This window comes from Allobosea sp. OAE752 (assembly GCF_050433265.1).
Taxonomy (GTDB): Bacteria; Pseudomonadota; Alphaproteobacteria; order Rhizobiales; family Beijerinckiaceae; genus Allobosea; species Allobosea spartocytisi.
Genome location: NZ_JBNPXO010000002.1, coordinates 298004 through 321336, shown reverse-complemented (window position 1 = coordinate 321336; position 23333 = coordinate 298004). Strand labels below are relative to the sequence as shown.

The 23333-nt window shown below is 66.9% G+C and carries 24 protein-coding genes; 11 read left to right on the top strand and 13 right to left on the bottom strand.

Annotated elements, in window-relative coordinates; translation table 11 throughout:
- Window positions 1–57: 57 nt before the first annotated feature.
- The gene (locus GGC47_RS06440) at window positions 58–2466 is read right to left on the bottom strand and encodes a methyl-accepting chemotaxis protein (protein WP_142021743.1); all 2409 of its coding nucleotides are present in this window, start codon (window positions 2464–2466) and stop codon (window positions 58–60) included.
- A 285-nt stretch (window positions 2467–2751) separates the two neighbouring features.
- Window positions 2752–3156 (bottom strand): acyl-CoA thioesterase, encoded by a 405-nt coding sequence (locus GGC47_RS06435; protein WP_038359016.1) that lies wholly within the window; start codon window positions 3154–3156, stop codon window positions 2752–2754.
- A 139-nt stretch (window positions 3157–3295) separates the two neighbouring features.
- Between GGC47_RS06435 and GGC47_RS06430 the strand changes: the two genes are divergently transcribed.
- Window positions 3296–3709, top strand: a complete 414-nt coding sequence (locus GGC47_RS06430) for a VOC family protein (RefSeq protein ID WP_142021742.1) — start codon at window positions 3296–3298, stop codon at window positions 3707–3709.
- On the opposite strand, the gene GGC47_RS06425 is transcribed toward GGC47_RS06430, so the two are convergent.
- A complete protein-coding gene (locus GGC47_RS06425) occupies window positions 3691–4944 on the bottom strand; it encodes an MFS transporter (RefSeq protein WP_142021741.1) in 1254 nt (417 codons plus the stop codon). The two genes, GGC47_RS06430 and GGC47_RS06425, sit on opposite strands and share 19 nt — an antisense overlap.
- 185 nt (window positions 4945–5129) lie before the next feature.
- Between GGC47_RS06425 and GGC47_RS06420 the strand changes: the two genes are divergently transcribed.
- Window positions 5130–6143: a 2-dehydropantoate 2-reductase gene (locus tag GGC47_RS06420; protein WP_142021740.1), complete on the top strand. Its 1014-nt coding sequence runs from the start codon at window positions 5130–5132 to the stop codon at window positions 6141–6143.
- Between the two features lie 6 nt (window positions 6144–6149).
- On the opposite strand, the gene GGC47_RS06415 is transcribed toward GGC47_RS06420, so the two are convergent.
- Both GGC47_RS06415 and GGC47_RS06410 read right to left on the bottom strand, forming a co-directional pair.
- Complete coding sequence (locus tag GGC47_RS06415; RefSeq protein WP_142021739.1) at window positions 6150–6710, bottom strand: type 1 glutamine amidotransferase domain-containing protein; 561 nt, start codon at window positions 6708–6710, stop codon at window positions 6150–6152.
- An 82-nt stretch (window positions 6711–6792) separates the two neighbouring features.
- Window positions 6793–7080, bottom strand: a complete 288-nt coding sequence (locus tag GGC47_RS06410) for an HlyU family transcriptional regulator (RefSeq protein WP_038359023.1) — start codon at window positions 7078–7080, stop codon at window positions 6793–6795.
- A gap of 307 nt (window positions 7081–7387) precedes the next feature.
- Here GGC47_RS06410 and GGC47_RS06405 point away from each other — a divergent pair, with 307 nt between their 5' ends.
- A complete protein-coding gene (locus GGC47_RS06405; RefSeq protein WP_142021738.1) occupies window positions 7388–7720 on the top strand; it encodes a hypothetical protein in 333 nt (110 codons plus the stop codon).
- Between the two features lie 32 nt (window positions 7721–7752).
- Here GGC47_RS06405 and GGC47_RS06400 read toward each other — a convergent pair whose 3' ends face one another.
- The 5 genes from GGC47_RS06400 to dnaG all read right to left on the bottom strand — a co-directional run bounded on the left by GGC47_RS06400 (window position 7753) and on the right by dnaG (window position 13759).
- Window positions 7753–8178: a secondary thiamine-phosphate synthase enzyme YjbQ gene (locus tag GGC47_RS06400; RefSeq protein ID WP_142021737.1), complete on the bottom strand. Its 426-nt coding sequence runs from the start codon at window positions 8176–8178 to the stop codon at window positions 7753–7755.
- Between the two features lie 5 nt (window positions 8179–8183).
- The gene (locus GGC47_RS06395) at window positions 8184–8795 is read right to left on the bottom strand and encodes a LysE family translocator (RefSeq protein ID WP_112762682.1); all 612 of its coding nucleotides are present in this window, start codon (window positions 8793–8795) and stop codon (window positions 8184–8186) included.
- A gap of 97 nt (window positions 8796–8892) precedes the next feature.
- Entirely contained in the window at window positions 8893–9453 is a 561-nt protein-coding gene (locus GGC47_RS06390) for a hypothetical protein (protein WP_142021736.1), read from the bottom strand.
- Window positions 9454–9638: 185 nt separating this feature from the next.
- A complete protein-coding gene (gene rpoD / locus GGC47_RS06385) occupies window positions 9639–11654 on the bottom strand; it encodes an RNA polymerase sigma factor RpoD (protein ID WP_038359035.1) in 2016 nt (671 codons plus the stop codon).
- 203 nt (window positions 11655–11857) lie between these two features.
- A complete protein-coding gene (gene dnaG / locus GGC47_RS06380; protein WP_142021735.1) occupies window positions 11858–13759 on the bottom strand; it encodes a DNA primase in 1902 nt (633 codons plus the stop codon).
- A gap of 82 nt (window positions 13760–13841) precedes the next feature.
- On the opposite strand from dnaG, the gene GGC47_RS06375 reads away from it, so the two are divergent.
- Both GGC47_RS06375 and GGC47_RS06370 read left to right on the top strand, forming a co-directional pair.
- Complete coding sequence (locus GGC47_RS06375; RefSeq protein ID WP_210245644.1) at window positions 13842–14804, top strand: LysR substrate-binding domain-containing protein; 963 nt, start codon at window positions 13842–13844, stop codon at window positions 14802–14804.
- A gap of 168 nt (window positions 14805–14972) precedes the next feature.
- On the top strand, window positions 14973–15293 hold the full coding sequence (locus GGC47_RS06370; RefSeq protein ID WP_113252548.1) for an NIPSNAP family protein: 321 nt from the start codon (window positions 14973–14975) through the stop codon (window positions 15291–15293).
- Window positions 15294–15478: 185 nt separating this feature from the next.
- Here the strand turns inward: GGC47_RS06370 and GGC47_RS06365 are convergent, their stop codons facing one another.
- Window positions 15479–15940: a GatB/YqeY domain-containing protein gene (locus GGC47_RS06365; RefSeq protein ID WP_038359043.1), complete on the bottom strand. Its 462-nt coding sequence runs from the start codon at window positions 15938–15940 to the stop codon at window positions 15479–15481.
- A gap of 156 nt (window positions 15941–16096) precedes the next feature.
- Here GGC47_RS06365 and carA point away from each other — a divergent pair, with 156 nt between their 5' ends.
- The 4 genes from carA to GGC47_RS06345 all read left to right on the top strand — a co-directional run bounded on the left by carA (window position 16097) and on the right by GGC47_RS06345 (window position 19130).
- Window positions 16097–17305 (top strand): glutamine-hydrolyzing carbamoyl-phosphate synthase small subunit, encoded by a 1209-nt coding sequence (carA, locus tag GGC47_RS06360; RefSeq protein WP_142021734.1) that lies wholly within the window; start codon window positions 16097–16099, stop codon window positions 17303–17305.
- 28 nt (window positions 17306–17333) lie between these two features.
- Window positions 17334–17663, top strand: a complete 330-nt coding sequence (locus GGC47_RS06355; RefSeq protein ID WP_133562962.1) for an NIPSNAP family protein — start codon at window positions 17334–17336, stop codon at window positions 17661–17663.
- 172 nt (window positions 17664–17835) lie between these two features.
- Window positions 17836–18654: a prephenate dehydrogenase/arogenate dehydrogenase family protein gene (locus tag GGC47_RS06350; protein ID WP_142021733.1), complete on the top strand. Its 819-nt coding sequence runs from the start codon at window positions 17836–17838 to the stop codon at window positions 18652–18654.
- Window positions 18655–18704: 50 nt separating this feature from the next.
- Entirely contained in the window at window positions 18705–19130 is a 426-nt protein-coding gene (locus tag GGC47_RS06345; RefSeq protein WP_142021732.1) for a group III truncated hemoglobin, read from the top strand.
- Window positions 19131–19241: 111 nt separating this feature from the next.
- Here GGC47_RS06345 and GGC47_RS06340 read toward each other — a convergent pair whose 3' ends face one another.
- Window positions 19242–20174 carry a LysR substrate-binding domain-containing protein gene (locus GGC47_RS06340; protein ID WP_038359051.1) on the bottom strand — a complete coding sequence of 311 codons (933 nt, stop codon included), beginning with the start codon at window positions 20172–20174 and terminating at the stop codon, window positions 19242–19244.
- 91 nt (window positions 20175–20265) lie between these two features.
- Between GGC47_RS06340 and GGC47_RS06335 the strand changes: the two genes are divergently transcribed.
- A complete protein-coding gene (locus GGC47_RS06335) occupies window positions 20266–21174 on the top strand; it encodes a DMT family transporter (protein ID WP_051987513.1) in 909 nt (302 codons plus the stop codon).
- On the opposite strand, the gene GGC47_RS06330 is transcribed toward GGC47_RS06335, so the two are convergent.
- Entirely contained in the window at window positions 21175–22428 is a 1254-nt protein-coding gene (locus GGC47_RS06330; protein ID WP_429067367.1) for a class I SAM-dependent methyltransferase, read from the bottom strand.
- Window positions 22429–22582: 154 nt separating this feature from the next.
- Here GGC47_RS06330 and GGC47_RS06325 point away from each other — a divergent pair, with 154 nt between their 5' ends.
- Window positions 22583–23275 carry a class I SAM-dependent methyltransferase gene (locus tag GGC47_RS06325; protein WP_142021730.1) on the top strand — a complete coding sequence of 231 codons (693 nt, stop codon included), beginning with the start codon at window positions 22583–22585 and terminating at the stop codon, window positions 23273–23275.
- Window positions 23276–23333 lie beyond the last annotated feature (58 nt).

Here is a 23333-nt window from a genome sequence, read left to right as displayed (position 1 = left end):
GCCCCGCGGATCGGTCCGCGGGGCCTTTCAGATCGTCCGGTGTCCCGTCGTTCGCGTTCAGGCCGCCTCGTGCAGGGAGGCCTTGCCGCCATGGCCGCCCGCATGCCCCTCCCGGAACTGGAAGCGGGCGATGTGCTCGGTCAGGGCCCGCGTCTGCTCGTCGGTCAGCGCCAGCGCCGCATTCGTCTCCTCGACCAGCGCCGCGTTCTGATGCGCCATGGTGCCGATGCCGTCGATCTCGGTGTTGATCGTCGAAACGTCGGTGGCCTGGCTCTTCGCCGTCTGGGCGATACCGTTCATCAGCTTCGTCAGCTCGTTCACCGAGCCCATGATCGCGCCGAACATCGCCGAGGTCTCCTCGACCAGGCCGACGCCGACCCGGACGTCGCCATGAGCCGCCTCGACCAGCTTCTTGACGTCGTTGGACGCATCGGCCGAGCGCTTGGCGAGGCTGCGAACCTCGGTCGCGACCACGGCGAAGCCCTTGCCGGCATCGCCGGCCCGCGCCGCTTCCACCGCCGCGTTCAGCGCCAGCAGGTTGGTCTGGAAGGCGATCTCGTCGATCATCGCGATGACCTCGGAGATCTTGCTCGAGGACTGGCGGATGCGCTGCATCGCTTCCAGCGCCGAAGCGACGACCTTCTCGCCCTGCTGCGCGCGCTCCTCGGCGCCCTGCGCCATGCCGGTCGCCTGCGCCGCCTCGCTCGCGGTCTTCTTCACCGTGCCGGCGAAGGCGCCGAGCTGGTTCGTCGCCATCGAGACGGCGTTGCTCTCCTCGCTGGTACGCTCGGCGAGGTCGGTGACGCCGTCGAGGATCTCGCTGGTCGCGCTGCGCACCGCCGAGACGGTCTCGGAGAGCCGCGCCAGCGTGCCCTCGAACTCGTCGGCGAGCGCGTTGGTGCCGTCCTTGAGCTCGGCGAAGGCGCCCTGATAGAGCCCCTCGATACGGGCCGAGAGATGGCCGGCCGAGAGCTCGGCGAGCACCTCGCAGGTCTCGGACAGGCCGGTCTGCACGGTTTCGAGCAGGGTGTTGACCGAGTCCGCCAGGGCGTTGAGTTCCGCATCGGCGAACTGCGCGGCGACACGCTGGCTGAAATCGCCGGCGGCGGCGGCGGCGACGACGACGCCGAAGGCCTCGCCCAATTCCTGCATCATCTGGCGGCGCTGTTCTTGCGCCTGCTTCTGGTCCTCGACCTTGGCAATCTCGGCGGCACGCAGCGCGACCGCATTGTCGCGGAAGAGCAGCACGCTCTTCGAAATGTCCGAGATCTCGTCGTTGCCCTTGGTATCGACGGTCGTCTCGAGAGCGCCGTCGGCGATCGCCTTCGTCGCGCCCCAGAGCCGGTTGAGGCGGCCGACGATCATCGGGCGGACATAGAAGAAGGCCAGCGCCAGCGCGATCAGCAGCGAGCCGCCGCCGATGCCGCCGAGCCAGAGCCGGCTCTGGTCGATCAGCGTCGCGGTCGAGGCGCCGGCGGCTTCCGCCCCGTTGCGGGCCGTCGTGACGAGTTCGTTGACCTCGCGGCGGACCGCATCGGCGGCCTGCTGCGTCTCCTTGAGCCCGGCCTGGATCGCCGCGCGCGTCTTCAGCTCGCGCTCGCGGATCGCGATCACGCTTTCATTGCCCTCGCCGAGAGCGATCACCGCGTTGACGGCATCGGCGCGCGCCGGATTCGCCTGCAGCTTCTCCGCCTGGGCGAGGAAGCCGCGGACCTGATTCAGGGTGGCGTTGAACCGGGACTTGCCGGTGTCGAGCGCCGCGCGGTTGTCGACCTGCGAGATTTCGCGCAGCAGGCCGACCATCTCGCTGATCTGGAGCTGGAGCGCCTGGGCCGTCTGCAGCGTGGCGAGATCCTTGTCGATGATGTTGGCCAGCGCCTCCTCGACCTCCTTGCCGGTGAGCTGGGTCGCGCTGGCGATGTTCATCTTGACGTTGAACTGGGCGTCGCCCGTCTCGAAATCGGCGAGCGCGGTGAATCCTTCACGGGCCTTCGACAGCTTCTCGAGCGTCTTGGCCTGCTCGGCCGCGTTGCGGAGCCTGTCACCGGTCAGGTCGTTGATGTCGTTGATCTGGCGCGAGAGCGTGTCGATCGCCTGCTGGGCCTTCCCCTGATCGACCTTGCCCTGCTGCGCGATGCGCCGCAGCAGGTCCATCTGCCGCCCCTCGACCTTGTCGAGATCGGCGGTCAGCGCCGAGCGATCCTGGATGGACTCGACCTCGCTGAAGCGGGCAGCGAGCGCCGTCGACTGCGTGGCGGCCTGCGACAGTTCGAGCGCCAGCTCCACGACCGGCATCTTCTGCCCGACGAGGTCGTCGACCGTCGCCTCGACGCGGTTATAGGAGAGCCACGCGACGGAGGAGGATACGAGGGTCAGCGCCGTCAGCGTCCCCAACGCGGCATAGATCCGGGCGGCAATGCCGATCCGCATCGGCTTGCGCTCGCGCGCAGGCTTGGCTTTCGTCATGAAGTCGTTCTCCGGATCTCACGCAACGCTGGAAAAGGATTTCAGAAGCGGAAGCCTGGCCCGGTCCATGTCGCGTCTCCCATGCGGCACAGAATCCGCTGCCCGGCCGGCCGGATGGCCGGTTGGCAGGTAGGCCTTGCGAGATCGGACGGACATGCATCTACCCCGGACCGGTGTTCCGGTCTTGTCGGGGCGCACTATGGCGAAGTGCCTTTTAAGGAACGTTTAAAGTGGATTCTTTTGAATCACCGCGTCCGAGATCAGGTTCATCAGCCGTTAGGATTTTCAATCCGTGCGGGGCACCGGCCGGGGGCGGCCCTCCTCGTCGATCGCCACGAAGGTGAAGGTCGCGTCGGTGACCTTTTCGTGCAGCGTCGTCCGGAAGCGCTTGGCCCAGGCCTCGACGTGGATCTTCATCGAGGTCCGGCCGATCGACTCGATTTCCGTATAGACGCTCAGCACGTCGCCGACCTTCACCGGATGGATGAAGGTCATGGCATCGACCGCGACCGTCACCACGCGTCCCTGCGCCCGATCGACGCCGGCGATGCCGCCGGCCTGGTCCATGCGCGACATCACCCAGCCGCCGAAAATGTCGCCATTCGAGTTGGTGTCGCTCGGCATCGCGATGGTGCGCACGGTCAATTCGCCGCGGGGCTGCTCTTCCGGTGCATCGGCCGCTCGGGTCATGGTCGCTCGTCGCCTTCGTGATGGGGAATCTGTCGGCGATGATGGCGGGCGGGAGCGAGCCCGGCAAGCGGGGTGAGCCTTTACCCCTCGCGCCTTTGCGGGCGAGGATGATCGCGAGGCGTCACGGAGGAGAACGACCATGCCCGGCCAGAAGCCGCTGATCTGCATCTCACTGCGTTATCTCGACGGCCCGCGCATGGTGGATTGGCTGATCGAGGCCTTCGGCTTCGAGAAGCATGCTGCCTATTATTCGGAGGATGGCAGGACGCTGCTCCATGGCGAATTGCGCATGGGCGACTGCTTCGTCATGCTCGGCTCGTCCGAGGGAAACGAATTCGGCAAGCTCGTCTCGCGCCCGGCCGAGCTCGGCGGCACGACCGCCTCTCCCTATATCGCCACCGACGACATCGACGCCCGCTGCGAGCACGCCCGCAAGGCCGGCGCCGAGATCTGCATGGAGCCAACAGACCAGCCCTATGGCAGCCGCGACTTCATCTGCAGGGATCCGGAGGGCCATCTCTGGTGCTTCGGCACCTATCGCCCCGCGACCTGAACGCGCTGCTCCGATTGCTGGCGTGTCCGCAGGATCAGCCAGCAGGCGATCGCGAGATTGACCAGGTTCCAGGCCAGCCCGTTGAGGAAGGCCATTCGGTAGGAGCTGAAATAATCGAAGATGACGCCGGAGAGATAGCCGCCGGCCGCCATGCCGAGCACCGTGAAGGACATGACGAGCCCGATGCGCATCCCGGCCTGCCGCGCCGGCAGGTATTCGCGGATGATGACCGCGTACATCGGCACGATGCCGCCCTGGAACAGGCCGAACAGGGCGCTGACGATGTAGAGCGACGAGAGCCCGTCGAACCAGAGATAGAGGAACAGCGCTACGCCCTGCATCAACGAGCCGATCAGCAGCGTCGCCGTGCCGCCGATGCGATCGGCCACGAAGCCGGAGCCGACCCGGCTGACGATGCCGAGCAGCATCATCAGCGAGAGCATCTCGGCACCACGCGCCACGCCGTAGCCGAGATCGCCGCAATAGGCGACGATATGGACCTGCGGCATCGCCATCGCCACGCAGCAGGCGAAGCCGGCGACGCAGAGCAGGGCCTGGAGCTGATTGGCGCTGAGGCCGAGATCGCCGCGCACGCCGGCGCTATGGACGTCGGCGCTGGCGAGCGTGGCGGCCGTCGGCTGGCGGCGGAAGAACGGCGCCAAGGACAGCATGATGACGAGCGCCGTCACCGCGATGCCGAAATGGGTGACGCGCCAGCCATGATGCGCGAGCCCCCAGTTGATGACCTGGGGCCAGACCACGCCGGCGAGATAGCTGCCCGAGGCGCCGCAGACCACCGCGAGCCCGCGATGCCGGCGGAACCAATGCGACAGGTCGGAGATCAGCGGCGAGAAGCCAGCGGCGCTGCCGATTCCGATCAGGAGCCCATGTGCCGCCGCGAACTGCCAGAGCGAATGCGAGAGCCCGGCTGCGGTGTATCCGGCCGCGAGCAGCAGCCCCCCCACCACGATGGGAACCATGATGCCGTAGCGATCGGCGATCCGGCCCATCACGACATTGCCGGCACCGAAGCCGAGCATGGCGCAGGTATAGGGCAGCGTGGCGCCGGAACGCAGCGTATCGAACTCGCCCTGCATCGCCGGCAGCACGACGACGACCGACCAGGAGCCGACGCAGGCGACGGTGCCGACCACCAGCGCGAGCACCAGGCGCAGCCAAGCATAGGGCGAATCGGGCTCGTAGCGCCCGGCGTCTCGAAGGGAACCTTGGGTCATGCGTCCTCGATAGCCGGTTCTGATGCGGCCTTGTGGCAGGATTAGCAGCAAGCGCCGGCCGAACAAGCGCAAGCGGCACAGCCCCGCCGCGCGCCGGGTGGTGGTGTCGTACCCGCTGTCTCGGCCCGCGGCTTGACCACAGCCCATGGCCGCGAACAATGCGCAACGTTCCGGAGCGCCCGACCATGACGAGGATCTGCATCTACGGCGCCGGCTCCATCGGCTGCTATCTCGGCGGGCGCCTTCTCGCCGCCGGCACCGATACCCGCTTCGTCGGCAGGCCGGCGGCCGGGGCTGCGCTGCGCGAGCACGGCCTCACCGTCACGCATTACGACGGTCGCCGCTGGACCGTTCCGCCGGGCAGCATCGCCTTCGCGACCGAGCCGGAGGGTGCCGCCGGGGCCGATCTCGTCCTGCTCACCGTCAAATCGGGCGGTACGGCCGCCGCAGCGGCCGAACTGGCTCCGGTCCTCGGTGCCACCGCCACCGTCGTCAGCTTCCAGAACGGCATCGGCAACGGCGATATCCTGCGCGCCGCGCTGAAGCAGACGGTGCTCGACGGCATGGTGCCGTTCAACGTCGTCAACCCCGCGCCGGGCCAGTTCCACCAGGCTTCGCAAGGCGACCTCGCCCTGCAGGCAAGCCCGGCGGGGCGGCCCGATCTCTCGGCCTTCGCGCAGGCAGGCCTGCCGCTCCTCCGCCACGCCGAGATGGCGCCCGTCCAATGGGCGAAGCTGCTCCTCAACCTCAACAACGCCGTCAACGCGCTCGCCGACAGGCCGCTGCGGGAGGAGCTGTCGCAACGCGATTACCGCCGCTGCCTCGCCTTGGCGCAGCGCGAGGCGCTAGGCCTGCTGTGGCAAGCGGGGATCGTACCGGCGAAGCTGACCCCGCTGCCCGCGAGCTGGATTCCGACACTGCTTGGATTGCCGGACGCGATCTTTGCCCGTCTGGCGAAGCGGATGCTCGCCATCGACCCGCAAGCCCGTTCCTCGATGTCGGACGATCTCGCCGCCGGCCGCGCGACCGAGATCGATTGGATCAATGGCGAGATCGTCAGGCTTGCCGGGCGCCTCGGCACCTCTGCGCCCGTCAACGCCCGGCTTTGCGTTCTCATCCGCGCGGCCGAAAAAACGCATCCGCGGCCTCGTTGGACCGCGGATGCGCTTCTGGCGGAACTCGAGGCCGCCGCAGGTTGAGGCGTGTCAGGCTGCCCTGCGCTCATGGCGCCCTTCCCTGACCTCCTCGATGATCTTGGCGACGAAGGCCGGGAGATCGTCGGGCTTGCGCGAGGTGACCACGCCCTTGTCGGTGACGACCTCGCGGTCCTCCCACAAGGCGCCGGCATTGAGCAGATCCTGCTTCAGGGTGGGCCACGATGTGAGCTTGCGCCCCTTGGCGATGCCGGTGTCGATCAGCAGCCAGGGGCCGTGGCAGACGGCCGCGACGATCTTGCCCTGCGCGAAGAATTCCTTGATCAGCGCGAGGGCCTTGTCGTTGCCGCGCAGCGTATCCGGGTTCATCTGCCCGCCCGGCAGCACGATGGCGTCATAGTCCTTGGCGCCGACCTGATCGAGCGTCTTGTCGACCTTGACCGGCGTACTCCAGTCTGTGTGCTTCCAGCCCTTGATCTCGCCGGCCTCGGGCGCGACGACATGCACCGTCGCCCCGGCCTTCTTCAGCTCCGCATGCGGCACGTCGAGCTCGGATTGCTCGAAGCCATGCGTCGCGAGAATCAAAATCGTCTTTCCGGCCAGATTGCTCATGGCGTTCTCCTTCATCTCGGGGTGAGATCAGGAAACCGCTCGGGGCCGGCATCGTTCCCGGAGCCAGCCGCGGCAAAATCGCTCAGCGGAAGATGCGCTCGCCTTCCATGTCGACGATCTGCTGCCCCTTGATCAGGGTGAAATCGGCGGCTTCCGCCTGCCCCGGAAAGCGGTCGGCGCGAACGAAGCGGTGAGTCTTCGTCTCGCCGTCGATCGCCTTCTCGATGATGCCGCAGAGCTGGTACTGCCCGCCTTCCTGATAGGGCGTAGCGTGGATGGTGAAGCCGTTATGCTCGATGCTCTTGACCGGTCCGGCCGGCTTCTCCTCGGCCTGCTTGCCGCCACCGAACAATGTTTTGAAGAAAGACATGGAACCTCCGCACGCGTTGGGCCTGATATAGAGCATTTTCGAGCGAAGTGGGTACCAGCCCGCATGAGGAAAATGCGACGGGGCAGCGAGCCGGGGCAGCTCAACAATTCGGACGAACGCGAAAGCGCCCAAGGCAGGAGACGTGCCGGGGAGAACCTCGTTTGCGCCCGTCGCGAACCGGCCCCCCTGCCCGCCCTCCGGCTTGAACCGCGTCTCGCAGCTTCCCACATCAAATATGTCCAGGGCAGTCGCAAGGCTTCCCGACATGATCCCGCCCAGCGGCCGCTTCCGGACAGGGAGAATGGCCATGACACTCACCAAATCGACACTCCGCAAATTCCTGGTCGTCGCGGGACTGGCCGGCACGCTTCAGGCCTTGCCCGCCCTTGCCCAGCAGCCTGCTCCGCGCGGGCCGCCCTGCGCCGAACGCACCCACATCGCCGAGAAGCTGCAGGAGACCTTCCGCGAGCGCGTCGTCGGCAGCGGGCTGGCGGATAGCGGCCTCCTGTTCGAGCTTTATGTCGGACCGGCCGGCACCTGGACGCTGCTCGTCACGACGCCGGGCGGCGTGAGCTGTCTCATCGGTGGCGGCGACTCCTGGGAGCCGCTGCCGACACCGGAAAGCTTTGCGGCGCAATAGATGGCTCGATCGGAGTGTCCGATACGCGAGCCTCAGACGGACAGGTGCAAAACGATCTCGCGTCGGTGCGGGCTCGCCCGGTGCTCGAACAGATAGATGCCCTGCCAGGTGCCGAGCGCGAGGCGCCCGCCCATCACGGGAATCGAGAGCGAAACGGCGGTCAGCGCCGCCTTGATATGTGCCGGCATGTCGTCCGGCCCCTCGGCGCGGTGAACGAGATAGCCCATCGCCGGATCGTCCGCCGACGGCACCAGCCTTCCGAAAAACGCATCGAGATCGCGCCTGACATCCGGATCGGCATTTTCCTGGATCAGCAGCGAGCAGGAGGTGTGACGTACGAACAGCGTCAGCAGCCCCTCCGGCTCGTCATGGGCGCCGACGAAATCCGCCGCCTGCCGGGTGAACTCGTAGAGCCCCGCCCCTTGCGTCGCGATGGTGAGGATCCGCTGGCGGGACATCGCGCTCAACGCTCGGTCAGCGCGAGCTTGGCGCCGAGCGCGACGAAGGCGGCTGCGAAGCTGCGGCGCAGCCACGCCATCACCGCCGGGCGGCTGACGACCTTGTCGCGCATCGCCGCCGCGAAGAAACCGTAGAGCGCGAAGACGACGAAGGTCATCGCCATGAACACGCCAGAGAGTTCCAGCATGCGCGCCAGCGGGTGCGCCTCCCCGGCCGCGATGAACTGCGGCAGGAAGGCGACGAAGAAGATCGAGAGCTTCGGATTGAGCAGGTTGATGGCAACGCCGTCACGCAGCACGTGCCAGGCCGAGCGCGCATCCGGCTTCGCCTCGACGGTCAGCGCGCCATGTTCCTTCAGCGTCTGCCAGGCCATGTAGAGCAGATAGGCGACGCCGGCATATTTCACGACGGCGAAGGCGAGCGCGCTCGCATGCAGCACCGCCGCGATCCCCATCAGCGCGGCGACCAGGTGCGGCACGATGCCGAGCGTGCAGGCGAGCGCCGCAATCACGCTCGCCCGCGCGCCGCGCGTGAGGCCGGCGGCGATGGTGTAGAGCGCGCCGGTACCGGGCGATGCGACGATGATCAGCGAGGTGAGCAGAAATTCGATCGACATGAAGGAAAGCCTCCCGAACGGCGTGCCGGTCCAGCAAGCCTCCTTGCACCGCTGAGATCAAGCTCTCTCGCGCGGAAATACGGCTCGATACGACCCACTAGCGCGCCTGCCAGAAATAGAGCTGGCCGCCATGCCGGTTGCCAGCCAGCCTGTCCTCCTGCGCGACGATCACGGTGCCGTCGAACAGGTCCCAATGGTCGCCACTTGTCCATTGGAAGAACAGGAAGGAGTGGTTCTTGTCGCCGCTCGTCTGGTAGCAGTTCTCCAGATAGAGCACGCCCTTCCGGCCGAGCACCTTGGGGGTGACGTCCTTGCAGACGCCCTCGATATCGGCCGGGCCGAAGGCCCGCTGGACGCGCGGCAGCAGTTCCGAAGCGCGGATGAAGAACAGCTGGCTGAGCCCGCCGAGCGGCCGCCCCGAGCCGGGCAGCACGCCCGGCTGCGGCCCGCCTGCCAGCGGCGGAGCGCCCTGGAAAGATGTCTTGAGATCCGCATTCATAATGGTCTGGATCGTCGCATCGTCCTGCGACGGCGTCAGGCGCAGCGTATAGCCCATACAGATGGCGCAGCGATTGGTGGCATCGCCGATCGCGTTCTTGGCCCAGGGTCGGATCGTGGCAAAGCGCTCGGCAAGGGCGTCATAGGCGAATGGCAGCATGAAATCTCCGAAATAGACGAAGAATAAGATTTCAACGGGCCGCCGGTCGGCGGGCGGCCGACCTTCACGCTGGCCGGCGCCAGGGCCGGGAACATCCTTCATTCGTGGGAGAAATCGCGGCGTATCGGCGCCAAGACACGGCAACCGGCAAGAAAAAGGGCGCCAGCGGCGCCCTCTTCATCGTCTCAGTTGTCCAGGAAGCTCCTGAGCTTCCGCGACCGGCTCGGATGCTTCAGCTTGCGCAGCGCCTTCGCCTCGATCTGGCGGATGCGCTCGCGGGTGACGCTGAACTGCTGGCCGACCTCTTCGAGCGTATGGTCGGTGTTCATGCCGATGCCGAAGCGCATGCGCAGCACGCGCTCCTCGCGCGGGGTGAGCGAGGCCAGCACGCGGGTCGTCGTCTCGCGCAGGTTCGACTGGATCGCCGCGTCGATCGGCAGGATCGCGTTCTTGTCCTCGATGAAGTCGCCGAGATGCGAATCCTCCTCGTCGCCGATCGGCGTCTCAAGGGAGATCGGCTCTTTGGCGATCTTCAGGACCTTGCGCACCTTCTCCAGCGGCATGGCCAGCTTCTCGGCCAGCTCCTCCGGAGTCGGCTCGCGGCCGATCTCGTGCAGCATCTGGCGCGAGGTCCGCACGATCTTGTTGATCGTCTCGATCATATGGACGGGGATGCGGATCGTGCGGGCCTGGTCGGCGATCGAGCGGGTGATCGCCTGCCGGATCCACCAGGTCGCGTAGGTCGAGAACTTGTAGCCCCGGCGGTACTCGAACTTGTCGACCGCCTTCATCAGGCCGATATTGCCTTCCTGGATCAGGTCGAGGAATTGCAGGCCGCGGTTCGTGTACTTCTTGGCGATCGAGATCACGAGGCGCAGATTCGCCTCGATCATTTCCTTCTTCGCCTGACGGGCCTCGCGCTCGCCCTTCTGGACCATCAGCACGATCTTGCGGAACTCCTGGATCTCCAGGCCGGTCTCGGAGGCGAGCGTGTGCACCTCCTCGCGCAGCTGCTTGATCCGCTCCAGCTCCGCCGCGACGAACTCCTTCCAGCCGCGCGAGCCCAGCTTGGAGACGCGCAGGACCCATTTCGGGTCGAGCTCGCCGCCGACATGCTGCTTGAGGAAGTCCTCGCGACCGACGCCATAGCTCTCGGCCAGGCGCAGCAGGCGCGTCTCATGGCCGATCAGGCGCTTGTTGATGTCGTAGAGCTGCTCGACCAGCGCCTCGATGCGGTTGTTGTTCAGCGAGAGCGACTTCACCGCGGTGATGATGTCGTCCTTGAGCTTCTTGTACTTGCGGTCCTGCGACGGCGAGAGCTTGGTGTTCTCCAGCCGGTTGGCGATGTCCTGGTCCTGCAGGCGGCGCAGCTTCTTGTAGTCGTCGGCGATGGCGTTGAAGGTCTCGAGCACGCGCGGCTTGAGCTCGGCTTCCATGGCCGAGAGCGAGACGTTGTTCTCGAGGTCGTCGTCGTCCATCTCCGGCGGGGTCTCGCCCTCCGGAGTCTCGGCCGGCTCGGCTTCCTCGGCGCCTTCCTCGCCCGCGATCGCGTCGGGATTCTTCCCGTCGGGGCCGGCATAGGTCGCCTCGAGGTCGATGATGTCGCGCAGCAGCACCTTGCCGTCGACGAGCTCGTCGCGCCAGATGATGATGGCCTGGAAGGTGAGCGGGCTCTCGCAGAGCCCGGCGATCATCGCCTCGCGGCCGGCCTCGATGCGCTTGGCGATGGCGATCTCGCCCTCGCGCGACAAAAGCTCCACCGAGCCCATCTCGCGCAGATACATCCGCACCGGATCGTCGGTGCGCTCGCTCGGCTCGAGATTGCGCTTGGTCTCGGTCGGCAGGGTCTGGCGCGAGGCCTCGACCAGATCGCCGCCCTCGACCTCGTCCTCGTCGGCGGCCGCGTTCTCCTTGCGGTTGGCGCGCTCCTCGCCGGCGGCTTCCGGATCCTCGTTGTCGACGACGTTGATGCCCTGCTCGCTGAGCTGGCCGAGCACGTCCTCGATCTGCTCGGAGGAGAATTCCTCGGAAGGCAGAACCTCGTTCAGTTCGTCATAGGTGACATAGCCGCGCTTCTTCGCGAGCTTGATCATCCGCCGGACGGCCTGATCGGTCAGATCGAGCAACGGTCCGTCGGTAGTCGGGGGGGCGTCCGGCACGACCTGATCGGTCTTTTCCCGTTCGCTCGCTTTCGTCGCCATCAATCAGCGCTCCGCACTCTCGCGCCGGCCCTGGAACCACGAGCTCCATACCGACGCATAAAAGGGCGGCGCGACCGCAGGCCCGGCGCGCTCACCCACCCAAATCACTTGACGGCAGATGGCACCAAACGTCGTTGACGAATCGTGAACCACCCGCCAGCTTGCACGCGCATCGACAATGCGTCCGCCATTCGCTGGGTTGATCAATCTCCGGACATGGCCTCGGTGCCTTCGATCGTATCGAGGCGGGCCTTCACGTCCTTGATCCAGGCAAAATTGGCTTCGGTCGCTTCGTCAGCCAATGCGCGCTCGGCTGCTCTCAACTCGCTATTTAGCGTTCGTGCGCGCTGATGCAAGACGATGGCTTGATGAATCGAGTCGAAAACCGATTCAGGATCAGCGTCTTGCACCAGTTTTCGCCGTTCGGCCGGCCCGGTCACCGCCATGAGCTGGCTGTGAGCCTCCTTGACCCGCGGCTGGGCGAAGCGATTCGCGAGCGTCTCCCGGTCGAGGCTGTCCTCCTGCACCGCATCGAGCAGCGCCTGCCGGAAGCGCTCCGCCGCCGGCCCGTCGAGCGAAAGCTCCGCGATCTCGTCGACACAGCGCAGGATGAGCCCGGGGTGGCTCGCGAGCGCCAGCAGAATGAAGGCCTCGCGCGAATCCTCCCCACGCAGCTTCGTCACGAGCCGCGACTGCGTCAGCGCGCTCGACGCCTTCAGCGGTCCGGCCAGCCAGGGCGGCACCTGCCGAAAACCGCCGCGGCCTGGCCCCGCCCCGCCGCGTCCGCGCTGGAAATGGCCATCGCGTCCGCCGCGCTCCGGTCGCGCCGGTGCCGAACTGGCGAAGAGCTGGGCCAGCCGCTCATCCATCTCGCGGCGATAATGCTTGCGCGTGGTCTCGTCGCGGATCTGCCCGAGCGGCTCCTTCAGCCGGCGCTCGAAGGCGGCGCGGCGCTCTGGGGTATCGAGCGGCCCGGCCTCGACCTCGCGCTGCCAGAGCATGTCGACCAGCGGCCGCGCCGCCGCGACCACCTCGGCGATGGCCTGCCGTCCACCCGAGCGGGCGAGATCGTCCGGGTCCTGCCCGTCCGGCAGCAGCGCGAAGGACAGCGACTTGCCGGGCTCGAGCAGCGGCAGCGCGATATCGATCGCCCGGCTCGCGGCCTTGCGGCCAGCCTTGTCGCCGTCGAGGCAGATCACCGGCTCGTCGGCCATACGCCAGAGCAGGCCGAGCTGGTCCTCGGTCAGCGCCGTGCCGAGCGGCGCCACCGTCTGCGGAAACCCTGAGAGCGACATGGCGATGACGTCGACATAGCCCTCGACCACGATCACCTGCCCGGTGTCATGCGCAGCCTTGCGGGCGTTGTGATGGTTGAACAGCAGCGAGCCCTTGTGGAAGAGCGGCGTCTCCGGCGAGTTCAGGTATTTCGCCGCGACCTCCGCGCTCATCGCCCGCCCGCCGAAGGCGATGACCCGCCCGCGCGAATCGTGGATCGGAAACATCACCCGGTCGCGGAAGCGGTCATAGGGCACGGCGATCTCCTCGCCATGCACCAGCAACCCCGCCTCCATCATCAGTTCGGCCGGGACGCCCTTGCCGGCGAGATGGTCCCGCAGCGCGAAGCGATCGGCCGGACCGTAGCCGAGACGGAAGCGCGTGCGCGCCTCGCCATCGAGCCCGCGCGAGGCGAGATAGCGCCGCGCCGCGCCGCCGCGCTCGCCCATCAATTCGGCCTCGAAGAACTGCGCCGCCAGCTCCACGACCTCGTGCAGCCCCTTGCGCTTCTCCTCCTGGACCTGCGCTTCCGCCGTGATCTTCGGCAGGACGACGCCGGCCTCGGCGGCGAGCTTCTCGACCGCCTCGGGGAAGGAAAGCCCCTCGGTCTCCATCACGAACTTGAAGATGTCGCCATTCTTGCCGGAGGAGAAATCGAAGAAGGAGGCCTTCTGGTCGTTGACGAAGAAGGAGGGCGTCTTCTCCGCGTTGAAGGGCGAGAGCCCCTTCCACTCGCGCCCTGCCTTCTGCAGGCGCACGCGTTTGCCCACGACCGCCGAGACAGGCAGCCGCGCCTTGATCTCCTCAAGGACGGAGGGCGGGAACTTCATGACGTCCTATGTGGCGATGCGGGGAGCCTCTGCCAATCGCTGATCGCACCCCTCCCCTGTTTATTGGCACAATCCACAGCGCATGCTAGCCAGCCATGCGAGCGAAGCCTGGCAGGAGCGCGCCCCGATGATCGAGACGCGGCTGTTGCGCCAGTTCGTCGCCGTCGCCGAAGAGCTGAACTTTCATCGCGCCGCCGAGCGGTTGCATATGGCACAGCCGCCGCTCAGCCAGGCAATCCGCAAGCTCGAAGACACGCTCGGCCTCCGCCTCTTCACGCGGAGCAATCGCAGCGTCGCGCTCACCCCCGCCGGCACAGCTTTTCTTGCCTCCGCCCGCCGCGTCCTGGCCCAGCTCGACGCTGGCATCCGGGAGGCGCAACGCGTCGCCGCCGGCCAGGCCGGCCAACTCTCGGTGACCTTCGTCGGAACGGCCCATGAGTTGCTGCCGCCAACGCTGCGCCGCTTCCGCACCGATTTTCCCGGCGTCGAGCTTGTCCTGCGCGAGGCCACGACAGGCGAGCAGCTTGCGGCCATCACAGCGGGCGAAGCGGATATCGGCTTGATGCGTCGGCCCGGCATCATGGTCGCGCAGATCGCCAGCGAATGCCTGCTGCGCGAGCCAATCCTGGCCGCGTTGCCCGACGATCACCCGCGCGCCAGACTCGGCACCGTCCCCCTCGCCGATCTGGCCGGCGACGGTTTCATCGGCACGCCGCGCCAACTCGGGGTCGGTTTTCACGATCAGATCCTCGGGCTCTGCCGCCTCGCCGGCTTCTCGCCGCGCATCGTCCAGGAAGCTCGCCAGATGCAGACCATCGCCAGCCTGGTCGCGGGCGGGCTCGGCATCGCGTTGATTCCGGCCTCGCTGGCACTCGTGCCGCGCGCCGGCGTCGTCTTCCGGCCGATTGCAGTCGCCGCGCCGCCGGAGATGACGCATATCGAACTGATTGCGGCCTGGGATGCGACACGGACGTCGCTGCCACGCGACAATTTCCTCGTCCTGCTGCGGCAGGCCGTGCGTGATATGCAGAACATATCAAATTAGAACAAACAATATATTTTACCTCATCGGCAGTGGCTGGCAGCCTGTCCTCGACAGCAACAGCGACGGACCTTGCCTATGCGCCCATTGCGACGAAGTGCCCTGATCGTGGCAGCCCTGACCGTGACCGCCGCTTTCGCCGGCTCAACCTCCGCAAGCGAAGGAGCAACAATGATCGAGCAATTGCGCATCTATGAGATTTTCGATGGCAACAAGGCGGCCTTCCACGCCCGCTTCCGCGACCACGCTGCCCGGATCATGAAGAATTACGGCTTCGATATCGCAGCGATGTGGGAGGCCAAGGGCCAGGCCCGCACCGAGTTCGTCTATGTTTTGCGCTGGCCAGACGAGGCGACGATGCGCGAGCGCTGGGCCCGCTTCATGGCGGATGCCGAATGGGCTGGGATCAAGGAGCGCACAGCCGCCGAGCACGGCCGCCTGGTCGGTGCGATCGAGGAGCGGGTGATGCAGCGTACGAGCTATTCGCCGTGACCGCATCGGACTGATTGGAAGGCCGGGCATTGCCCTTGCCATGATGGCCGGTACGAACGGGCGCTCGGGGAGGGGTCATAATGCCCGGCAGGCGACAAAGGCGTTCGGAGCCCTCGCAACAAAATTCATGTGTCCGCAGCCACAAGGAGCCGGAGGCAATCCATCCTCCGGCTCGCAACAGATTCTCAGCCGCCGAGCGCAGCCTTCACCATCGGACTGACCTTGCCGAAATCCATCTGCCCGGCGTAAGTCCCGCGCAGGATGCCGATGACCTTGCCCATGTCCTTGACGGCGGTCGCGCCGCTCTCGGTGATGGCCTTGTCGATCGCGGCCTTCACCTCGTCGTCCGACATCTGCTTGGGCAAATAGGAGGAGATCACCGCGACCTCGACGCGCTCGCCGTCAGCCAGCTCGGGGCGGTTGTTTGCGTCGTAGATCGCGATCGATTCCTGGCGCTGCTTGATCATCTTCTGCAGCACGCCGAGGATCTCGTCGGCGGTGGCCTCGCCCTTGCCGGCGCCGCGCGCCTCGATGTCCTTTTCCTTGAGCGCCGCCTGGATGAGGCGGATCGCGCCGACCTTGCCCTTCTCGCCGGCCTTCATCGCTTCCTTCAGATCGCTGGTGAAGCGCTCGCGGAGGCTCGTCATCGCGTTGTTCCTTTTTCTCTTGTGCGGGCTGCGCCAAGCTTCATTGACGGGCAGCGCCCGGCTCTTTAAGGCTCGCGTTCCAGACCGGCGGAGTGGATTTCTGCAGCCCCGCCCCCGCATTTCTGCCGCTGGCGCGGCCTGGACCGAGACATAGACATGACCGCCACCGAAGGAAACCCCGCCGATAGCGGCTGGACCGAACCGCGCGCGACCGCGCTCCTCGTGCTCGCCGACGGCACGGTGCTGGAAGGCTTCGGCCTCGGCGCCGTGGGCGAGGCGCCGGGCGAAGTCTGCTTCAACACCGCGATGACCGGCTATCAGGAAGTCCTGACCGATCCCTCCTATGCAGGGCAGATCGTCACCTTCACCTTCCCGCATGTCGGCAATGTCGGCGTGAACGAGGAAGACACCGAGACGGTGAACGCCGCCGCCTCCTCCGGCGTGCGCGGCTGCGTGCTCCATGCCGCGATCACCCAGCCCTCGAACTGGCGCGCGAACCGGCATTTCGACGCCTGGCTCAAGGCCCGCAACATCGTCGGCATCTGCGGCGTCGACACCCGCGCGCTCACAGCGCTGATCCGCGACAACGGCATGCCCAACGCCATCCTCGCCCATAGCCCGGACGGCGTCTTCGACATTGAGCGGCTGAAGAAGCAGGCGGCGGAGCTGCCCTCGATGGCAGGCCTCGACCTTGTCCCGCTCGTCACCGCCGCCCAGCGCTATGACTGGGACGAGACGCCCTGGGTCTGGCCCGCCGGCTATGGCAAGCGCGAGACCACGAACTACAAGGTCGTCGCCATCGACTACGGCGTGAAGCGCAACATCCTGCGCCTGCTCGCCAAGGCCGGCTGCGACGTCACGGTCGTGCCCTCGACCGCAAAGGCCGAGGACATCCTCGCCCTGAACCCAGACGGCATCTTCCTCTCCAACGGCCCGGGCGACCCGGCCGCGACGGGCGAATACGCCGTGCCGGTCATCAAGGAACTGCTCGACCGGAAGGTCCCGACCTTCGGCATCTGCCTGGGACACCAGATGATGGCGCTCGCCATCGGCGGCCAGACGATGAAGATGAAGCAGGGCCACCACGGCGCCAACCACCCGGTGCAGGACAAGACCACCGGCAAGGTCGAGATCGTCTCGATGAATCACGGCTTCGCCGTCGATCCGGCGAGCCTGCCGGCCAACGCGGTCGAGACCCATGTTTCGCTCTTCGACGGTTCGAACAGCGGCATCGCGCTCACCGACCGCCCGGCCTTCAGCGTCCAGCACCACCCCGAGGCTTCGCCCGGCCCGCAGGACAGCCACTATCTCTTCAACCGCTTCGTCGAGCTGATGGCGGCGGAGAAGGGCAAGAAGGCGGCCTGAGGGCCGACCAGGACGACCGGAGGCAGGCATGATCCACCAGTTGCGCATCTACGAGATCTTCGAGCGCAACAAGGCGGCCTTCCATGCCCGCTTCCGCGACCACGCCGCCCGCATCATGGCGCGCCACGGCTTCCACATCGTGGCGATGTGGGAGACGGCGAGCGCCGGGCGCACCGAATTCGCCTATATCCTCGCCTGGCCGGATAGCGAGACGAAAACGAACGCCTGGGCGAGCTTCATGGCCGATCCGGAATGGAGCGAGATCAAGCGCGTCACCCGGAACGAGCATGGCGACATGGTCGGCGCGATCGAGGACCGCATGATGAACCCGACCGACTACTCCCCGAAGCTCGGTTGACAGCACCGCACCCGCGCGCTTTAAGCAAAGCATGATCAGCCTGCTTGCCTTCCTTCACGGCTATTACGCCCCGCTCTCATAGAGGCGGTGGCATTCCCATGTTCAACCGCCGCGCTGGCGGTTGAATTCAGGCAGATCACCCGGCATCGCGGCCCACCACCGGACCAGAGCGATGTCTTCCAGAATCAGAACCGTCTCCACCATCGGCATCATGGGCTTCGGCGCCTTCGGCCGCCTGATGGCCCGCCATCTCCAGCCGCATTTCGCCTTGCGCGTCTGCGACCCCACCAGCGCGCCCGCAACCGATACGAGCGGCAAGGGCCTGCAGCCGGCGACCCCTGCCGAAGTCGCATCCTGCGACCTCGTCATCCTCGCCGTGCCCGTTCCGGCGATCCCCGAGGCGATCGCGGCTTTGCGCCCGCATCTCAAGGCCGGCGCCATCGTGCTCGATGTCGGCTCGGTCAAGATCGGCCCCGCCCGGGCGATGGAAGCCGCCCTGCCCGATGATGTCGAGATCATCGGTACGCATCCGCTCTTCGGCCCGCAGAGCGCTCGCGACGGGCTTGCCGGCCTCAAGATCGCGCTCTGCCCGATCCGTGGCCGCAGCACGCCGCGCATCGCCGCCTTCCTGCGCCATGTGCTGAAGCTGAAGGTCATCGTGACGACAGCCGACGCCCATGACCGCGAGGTCGCGATGGTCCAGGGCCTGACCCATCTCATCGCCAAGATCCTGGTCCGGATGGAGCCCCTGCCGCGGACGATGACCACGGCGAGCTTCGACCTCCTGATGCAGGCGACCGAGATGGTCCGCTACGACGCGCCCAACGTCTTCATGGCGATCGAGCGCGCCAACCCGCACGCCAAGGCGGTGCGCGACCGCTTCTTCGCTCTGGCGGAGGAGATGCGGCTGTTCCTGGAGCATGGCCATACCGAAGCGGCGCAAACGGCTCCCGCCCTGCCTCAGAAGGTCGCAGAGGTCGCGCAGGCCTAGCCTTCGCGATCCTCACCGACGAGAATATCGGAAAGGCGAATGCTCCTGCGATGACCGACAATCCCCTGCTCTACCCGGGCGCCGCCCATCCCGATCTGCGCGAGCCGATGATCGCCGACCTCGTCCGCACCTTCTACGAGCGGGCGCGTCTGGACGATGTGATCGGCCCGGTCTTCGCGGCGGCTGTGACGGATTGGGACGACCACATCGCCAAGATCACCGATTTCTGGAGCGGCGTGATGCTGCGCACCGGCCGCTACAATGGCCGCCCGATGCGCCCGCATCTGATCCTGCCGCTCGAGGGCAAGCATTTCGACCGCTGGCTCGACCTGTTCGAGGCGACGGCACGCGAGGTCTGCGCGCCCGGCATCGCAGACGCCTTCATCGTCCGGGCGCGGCGCATCGCCGACAGCTTCGAGATGGCGCGCGCCAGCCAGCGCGGCGAATTCGCGGCACCGCGGCATAGTTTGCGGTGAATGCAGTGCGTCATTCTCGGGCTTGACCCGAGAATCTCAGGCCGAAAGAGGCTCTGGCACTCGCCGGTCATGAGATGCTCGGATCAAGCCCGAGCATGACGCGCAAGGCATCTAGGCCGCGCGTGCCTCCCGGCTCAGGAACGTAGCGATCTCTCCCCGATCAGCTCCCGCCTCCCGCGCGATCCGCTCGGCGAGGACCACCGACGAGGGCCGAAGCGTCCCCAGCGGCCGGTCGAGCCAGTAGGACACCGGATTCAGCGCCTCCCGCGCATCAACCCGTACGATCCGTCCCGCCGCGAGCTGCTCGCGCGCCAAAGGCGGCCGGGCCAGCGCGATGCCAAGCCCATGGGCGGCCGCATCGAGCACGAGATTGTAGTCCTCGAAGCGGCGATCCTGCGGCCGCGGGCGATAATCCAGCCCCTGCGCCGCGAACCAAGCCTTCCAGCCGGCCGCGTCGGAATCATGGATCAGCGGCTGCGCCAACAGGCGTTCCGGCGCGCCCTCCCCGATCGCGGCCGCGAGCCCCGGCGAGGCGATCGGAAAGCACCATTCTTCGAACAGCTTGAGCGAGAGCCGGTCCGGCGCGCCGCCACGCCCGCAACGGATGCCGAGATCGACGCCTTCCTCCTCGAAATCGACCTTGCGATGCTCGACCTGCAGCACGATCCGCAGCGAGGGCGCGCCCGCCTCCAGCACGGCCAAGCGCGGCATCAGCCAGAGCGCGCAGACCGAAGGCGGCGCGCTGACCCGCACCACCGAAGCGCCGCGCGCCTCGCGCCAACGTTCGGAGGTATCGGCGATCAACGCGAAAGCTTCCTGCGTGCGCTGGAGCAGGCGCTGCCCTTCCGGCGTCAGCGAGACACCGCGGGCCTGCCGCAAGAAGACACGCAAGCCGAGCCAGTGCTCCAGCTTGGCGATCTGCCGGCTGATGGCGCCATGCGTCAGGTTCAGCGCCTCGGCGGCCGAGGAGAAGCTGCCGGTGCGCGCGGCCGCCTCGAAAGCGCGCAGGGTGTCGAGCGGCGGCAGGTTCGAGCTGTGATCCATCGTCACAGCTCATGCGCGAATTGTTCGTTTGTCAATCAGCTCGTGCGGGCGCTTATCGGCAGCAGCCTTTCGTCATTGATGGATCGACGCCATGTCCTCCTCGAGCTGCGCCTCCCCTGCGCTCATTGCCCCCGGCGCCAGGCGCCTCGACCCGACGCTGGTCTTCACCGTGACTTTCACGGTCATGGCCTGGGCCTCCTCCTTCCCGGCGATTCGCGCCGGCCTCGCCGGCTTCGGCCCGGCCGAGATGGCCGCGCTGCGCTTCGCCCTTGCCGGCGGCCCGGCCGCACTCTTCCTCATCGCGACGCGGGCGAAGCTGCCCGAGCGCGCCGACATCTGGCGCTTCCTGGTCGGCGGCGTGATCTTCATCGCCGGCTACGCTCTCCTGCTGAATTTCGGCCAGCGCGTCGTGCCGGCGGGTCCGGCCGCCTTCATCATCAACACCAACCCGATCATGACGGCCGTGCTCGCCATGATGATCCTCGGCGAGCGCTTCAGCCTGACCGCCTGGCTCGGCACGGCGCTGTCCTTCGCCGGCATCGGCGTGATCGCGCTCGGCAAGGGGCTCGATGTCGAGATCGGCATGAGCGTGCTGCTGATCCTCGGCGCCGCCTTCTGCAACGCCATCACCACGGTCGTGCAGAAGCCGCTCTTCGCCCGCTACAAGCCCTTGCATGTCGCGGCCTGGAACATGGCGATCGGCGGCTTCGTGCTGCTGCCCTTCCTGCCCTCCGCCATCGCCCAGGCTCAGGTCGCCCCGGCCGTCTCCTTCTGGTCGGTGGTCTATCTGGCGGTCGTGCCGAGCCTGATCGCCTACGGCACCTGGGCGATCACCCTCTCGCGCCTGCCGGCCGCCCGCGCCTCCAATTTCCAGTACGCCGTGCCGCCAGTGGCGATGCTGCTGGGTTTCCTGTGGCTCGGCGAGGTGCCGACGCTGTTTGGCCTGATCGGCGGCGTCATGGCACTGGCCGGGGTCGTGGTGGTCAATCTGAAGCGGTGATCAAAACCCCTTCGCCGCCAGCGCCTTCTCGTCATCCGCGATGTAGTCGCGGATGATCGGGACGGCGCTCTTGTGCGGGCCGAGCAGGAGCTGGAACACCATGTCGCCGCCGATGTCGAAGGAGATCGAGCAGGCGCAGAGATAGAATTCCCACATCCGGGCGAAGCGCTCGCCCATCATGCCGACGACCTCCTGGCGCCTGGCCATGAAGCGCTCTCGCCAGGCTTCGAGCGTCCAGTGGTAGTGGCGCCGCCAGAATTCGCAGTCCGAGGACCAGAGCCCGGTCTGCTCCACCGCCGCGAACACCTCCGACAGCGCCGGCGCATAACCGCCGGGGAAGATGTATTTCTCGAAGAACGGCCCGGTGAAGCCCGGCGGCCCGGCGCGGCCGATGCAGTGGACGAGCGCGATCCCGTCCGGCGTCAGCAAATCGCGGATCTTCTCGAAATATTCGCCGTAATGCGCGACGCCGACATGCTCCATCATGCCGACCGAGACGATGCGGTCGAACGTCCCCGTGAGCTCGCGATAGTCCTTGTTGACGAAGGTCACGGCATCACCCACGCCCGCGGCCTCGGCTCGCTTTTGCGCGGCCGCCATCTGGTCGGGCGAGACGTTGAGGCCGGTGACCTTGGCTCCGCAGGCTTTCGCCAGATAGATCGAGAGTTCGCCCCAGCCCGAGCCGATGTCGAGCACGCGCATGCCGGGCTCGATCTTCAACTTGGCGGCGATGTGCCGGAGCTTCGCTTTCTGTGCTGCCTCCAGCCCGACCTCGGGACTGTGCCAGTAGGCACAGGAATAGGTCATCGTCTCGTCGAGCCAGAGCCGGTAGAAATCGGTCGGGATGTCGTAGTGATGCTTGACCTTCTTGCCGGCGGCACCGAGCGGGTTGTGCATCCGCCAGCGCCGGATGCGGAAGCGAACCTGCCGGATCGCCTTTTGCAGCGGATGCTTGCGCAGTTCCTTCCGTTGCAGCCAGAACAGCGTCAGCAGGTCGTGGATCGTGCCTTCCTCGAAGTCGATCCGCCCGTCCATGTAGCCTTCGGCCAGCGCCAGCTCGGGATTGAGGAAGAGCTCCCGCTCGATCCGGTCGTCATGAAAGCGTACGGTGACGGAGGGTGCGATCTTGCGCGCCCCGGCGAACAGCATCTCGGCCGGGCCGGGGCCGAAGACATGCCGCTTGCCATCCGGGGTGACGACAGTCAGGCGCCCCTGGCGGACGAAACCCTTGAGCAGTCGCGGCAGCAGCAGCATCGGCGATCCCCGTTGACCCCGCGAGTCGCGGGCAGCCCGACGAGCTAATCGCAAACGGCGCCGCGCCGGAAGCCCTGTGGTTGCGGAGCGGCCCGGCTTTCGCTTACTCGTCGCAAGGAAGAGGCCGCATCCGGCCCGAGGATCGAGCGAACCCATGTCCTGGCGCGATTTCTGGAACGGCGAGCATGCGATCTACGTCTCGCCACGCCACAAGGCCCTGCATTACCGCGGGATCGCGAGCGACCTGATCGGCCATATCCCCTCGCCCGCAGCGGTCGTGCTCGACCATGGCTGCGGCGAGGCGCTCGATGCCGCCCGCGTCGCGCGGGCCTGCGGCAAGCTCTATCTCTGCGAGGCGGCGCCGAGCGTCCGCGAGAAGCTGCGCGGACAGTTCGGACGGCTGGAGACGGTCGCGGTCGTCTCGCCGGAGGAGGTCGAGGCCCTGCCCGAGGCGACGCTCGATCTCGTCGTCGCCAATTCGCTGATCCAGTACCTCTCCCGCGACGAACTGAAAACCGTGCTCGCGACCTGGCACGGCCGGCTCAAGCCCGGCGGCGCCCTCGTCCTCGCCGACGTCATCCCGCCCGATGTGAGCCCGCTGACGGACGCCGCCCAGCTTCTCGCCTTCGGCTGGCGCGGCGGCTTTTTCCTGACGGCGCTCGCCGGGCTCGTCCGCACGGCCTTCTCGGACTATCGCAAGCTCCGCGCCCAATACGGCCTTTCGACCTATACGCCGGAAGCCATTCAGGACCTGCTGCGCGAGGCCGGCTTCGCCGAGGTCCAGCGGCCCGCGAATTTCGGCCACAACCCGCATCGGATGACCTTCAAGGCGATCAGGCCGGCCTGAAGGCCGGCGCGCGCAGCCTCTTGGAAGGCCTCCTCGTGCAGGGCGAGCGCGGGAGGTA

What these genes read in the sequence shown, in the direction of transcription:
- GGC47_RS06430 (WP_142021742.1), top strand. Translation starts at nt 3,296, where the DNA reads ATGCCCGGCCAGAAGCCGCTGATCTGCATCTCACTGCGTTATCTCGAC.
- GGC47_RS06345 (WP_142021732.1), top strand. Translation starts at nt 18,705, where the DNA reads ATGACCGACAATCCCCTGCTCTACCCGGGCGCCGCCCATCCCGATCTG.
- GGC47_RS06415 (WP_142021739.1), bottom strand. Translation starts at nt 6,710, where the DNA reads ATGAGCAATCTGGCCGGAAAGACGATTTTGATTCTCGCGACGCATGGC.
- GGC47_RS06440 (WP_142021743.1), bottom strand. Translation starts at nt 2,466, where the DNA reads ATGACGAAAGCCAAGCCTGCGCGCGAGCGCAAGCCGATGCGGATCGGC.
- carA (WP_142021734.1), top strand. Translation starts at nt 16,097, where the DNA reads ATGACCGCCACCGAAGGAAACCCCGCCGATAGCGGCTGGACCGAACCG.
- GGC47_RS06435 (WP_038359016.1), bottom strand. Translation starts at nt 3,156, where the DNA reads ATGACCCGAGCGGCCGATGCACCGGAAGAGCAGCCCCGCGGCGAATTG.
- GGC47_RS06395 (WP_112762682.1), bottom strand. Translation starts at nt 8,795, where the DNA reads ATGTCGATCGAATTTCTGCTCACCTCGCTGATCATCGTCGCATCGCCC.
- GGC47_RS06340 (WP_038359051.1), bottom strand. Translation starts at nt 20,174, where the DNA reads ATGGATCACAGCTCGAACCTGCCGCCGCTCGACACCCTGCGCGCTTTC.
- GGC47_RS06365 (WP_038359043.1), bottom strand. Translation starts at nt 15,940, where the DNA reads ATGACGAGCCTCCGCGAGCGCTTCACCAGCGATCTGAAGGAAGCGATG.
- GGC47_RS06390 (WP_142021736.1), bottom strand. Translation starts at nt 9,453, where the DNA reads ATGCTGCCATTCGCCTATGACGCCCTTGCCGAGCGCTTTGCCACGATC.
- GGC47_RS06355 (WP_133562962.1), top strand. Translation starts at nt 17,334, where the DNA reads ATGATCCACCAGTTGCGCATCTACGAGATCTTCGAGCGCAACAAGGCG.
- GGC47_RS06420 (WP_142021740.1), top strand. Translation starts at nt 5,130, where the DNA reads ATGACGAGGATCTGCATCTACGGCGCCGGCTCCATCGGCTGCTATCTC.
- GGC47_RS06325 (WP_142021730.1), top strand. Translation starts at nt 22,583, where the DNA reads ATGTCCTGGCGCGATTTCTGGAACGGCGAGCATGCGATCTACGTCTCG.
- dnaG (WP_142021735.1), bottom strand. Translation starts at nt 13,759, where the DNA reads ATGAAGTTCCCGCCCTCCGTCCTTGAGGAGATCAAGGCGCGGCTGCCT.
- GGC47_RS06375 (WP_210245644.1), top strand. Translation starts at nt 13,842, where the DNA reads ATGCTAGCCAGCCATGCGAGCGAAGCCTGGCAGGAGCGCGCCCCGATG.
- GGC47_RS06410 (WP_038359023.1), bottom strand. Translation starts at nt 7,080, where the DNA reads ATGTCTTTCTTCAAAACATTGTTCGGTGGCGGCAAGCAGGCCGAGGAG.
- GGC47_RS06335 (WP_051987513.1), top strand. Translation starts at nt 20,266, where the DNA reads ATGTCCTCCTCGAGCTGCGCCTCCCCTGCGCTCATTGCCCCCGGCGCC.
- GGC47_RS06425 (WP_142021741.1), bottom strand. Translation starts at nt 4,944, where the DNA reads ATGACCCAAGGTTCCCTTCGAGACGCCGGGCGCTACGAGCCCGATTCG.
- GGC47_RS06405 (WP_142021738.1), top strand. Translation starts at nt 7,388, where the DNA reads ATGACACTCACCAAATCGACACTCCGCAAATTCCTGGTCGTCGCGGGA.
- GGC47_RS06400 (WP_142021737.1), bottom strand. Translation starts at nt 8,178, where the DNA reads ATGTCCCGCCAGCGGATCCTCACCATCGCGACGCAAGGGGCGGGGCTC.
- GGC47_RS06350 (WP_142021733.1), top strand. Translation starts at nt 17,836, where the DNA reads ATGTCTTCCAGAATCAGAACCGTCTCCACCATCGGCATCATGGGCTTC.
- GGC47_RS06370 (WP_113252548.1), top strand. Translation starts at nt 14,973, where the DNA reads ATGATCGAGCAATTGCGCATCTATGAGATTTTCGATGGCAACAAGGCG.
- GGC47_RS06330 (WP_429067367.1), bottom strand. Translation starts at nt 22,428, where the DNA reads ATGCTGCTGCTGCCGCGACTGCTCAAGGGTTTCGTCCGCCAGGGGCGC.
- rpoD (WP_038359035.1), bottom strand. Translation starts at nt 11,654, where the DNA reads ATGGCGACGAAAGCGAGCGAACGGGAAAAGACCGATCAGGTCGTGCCG.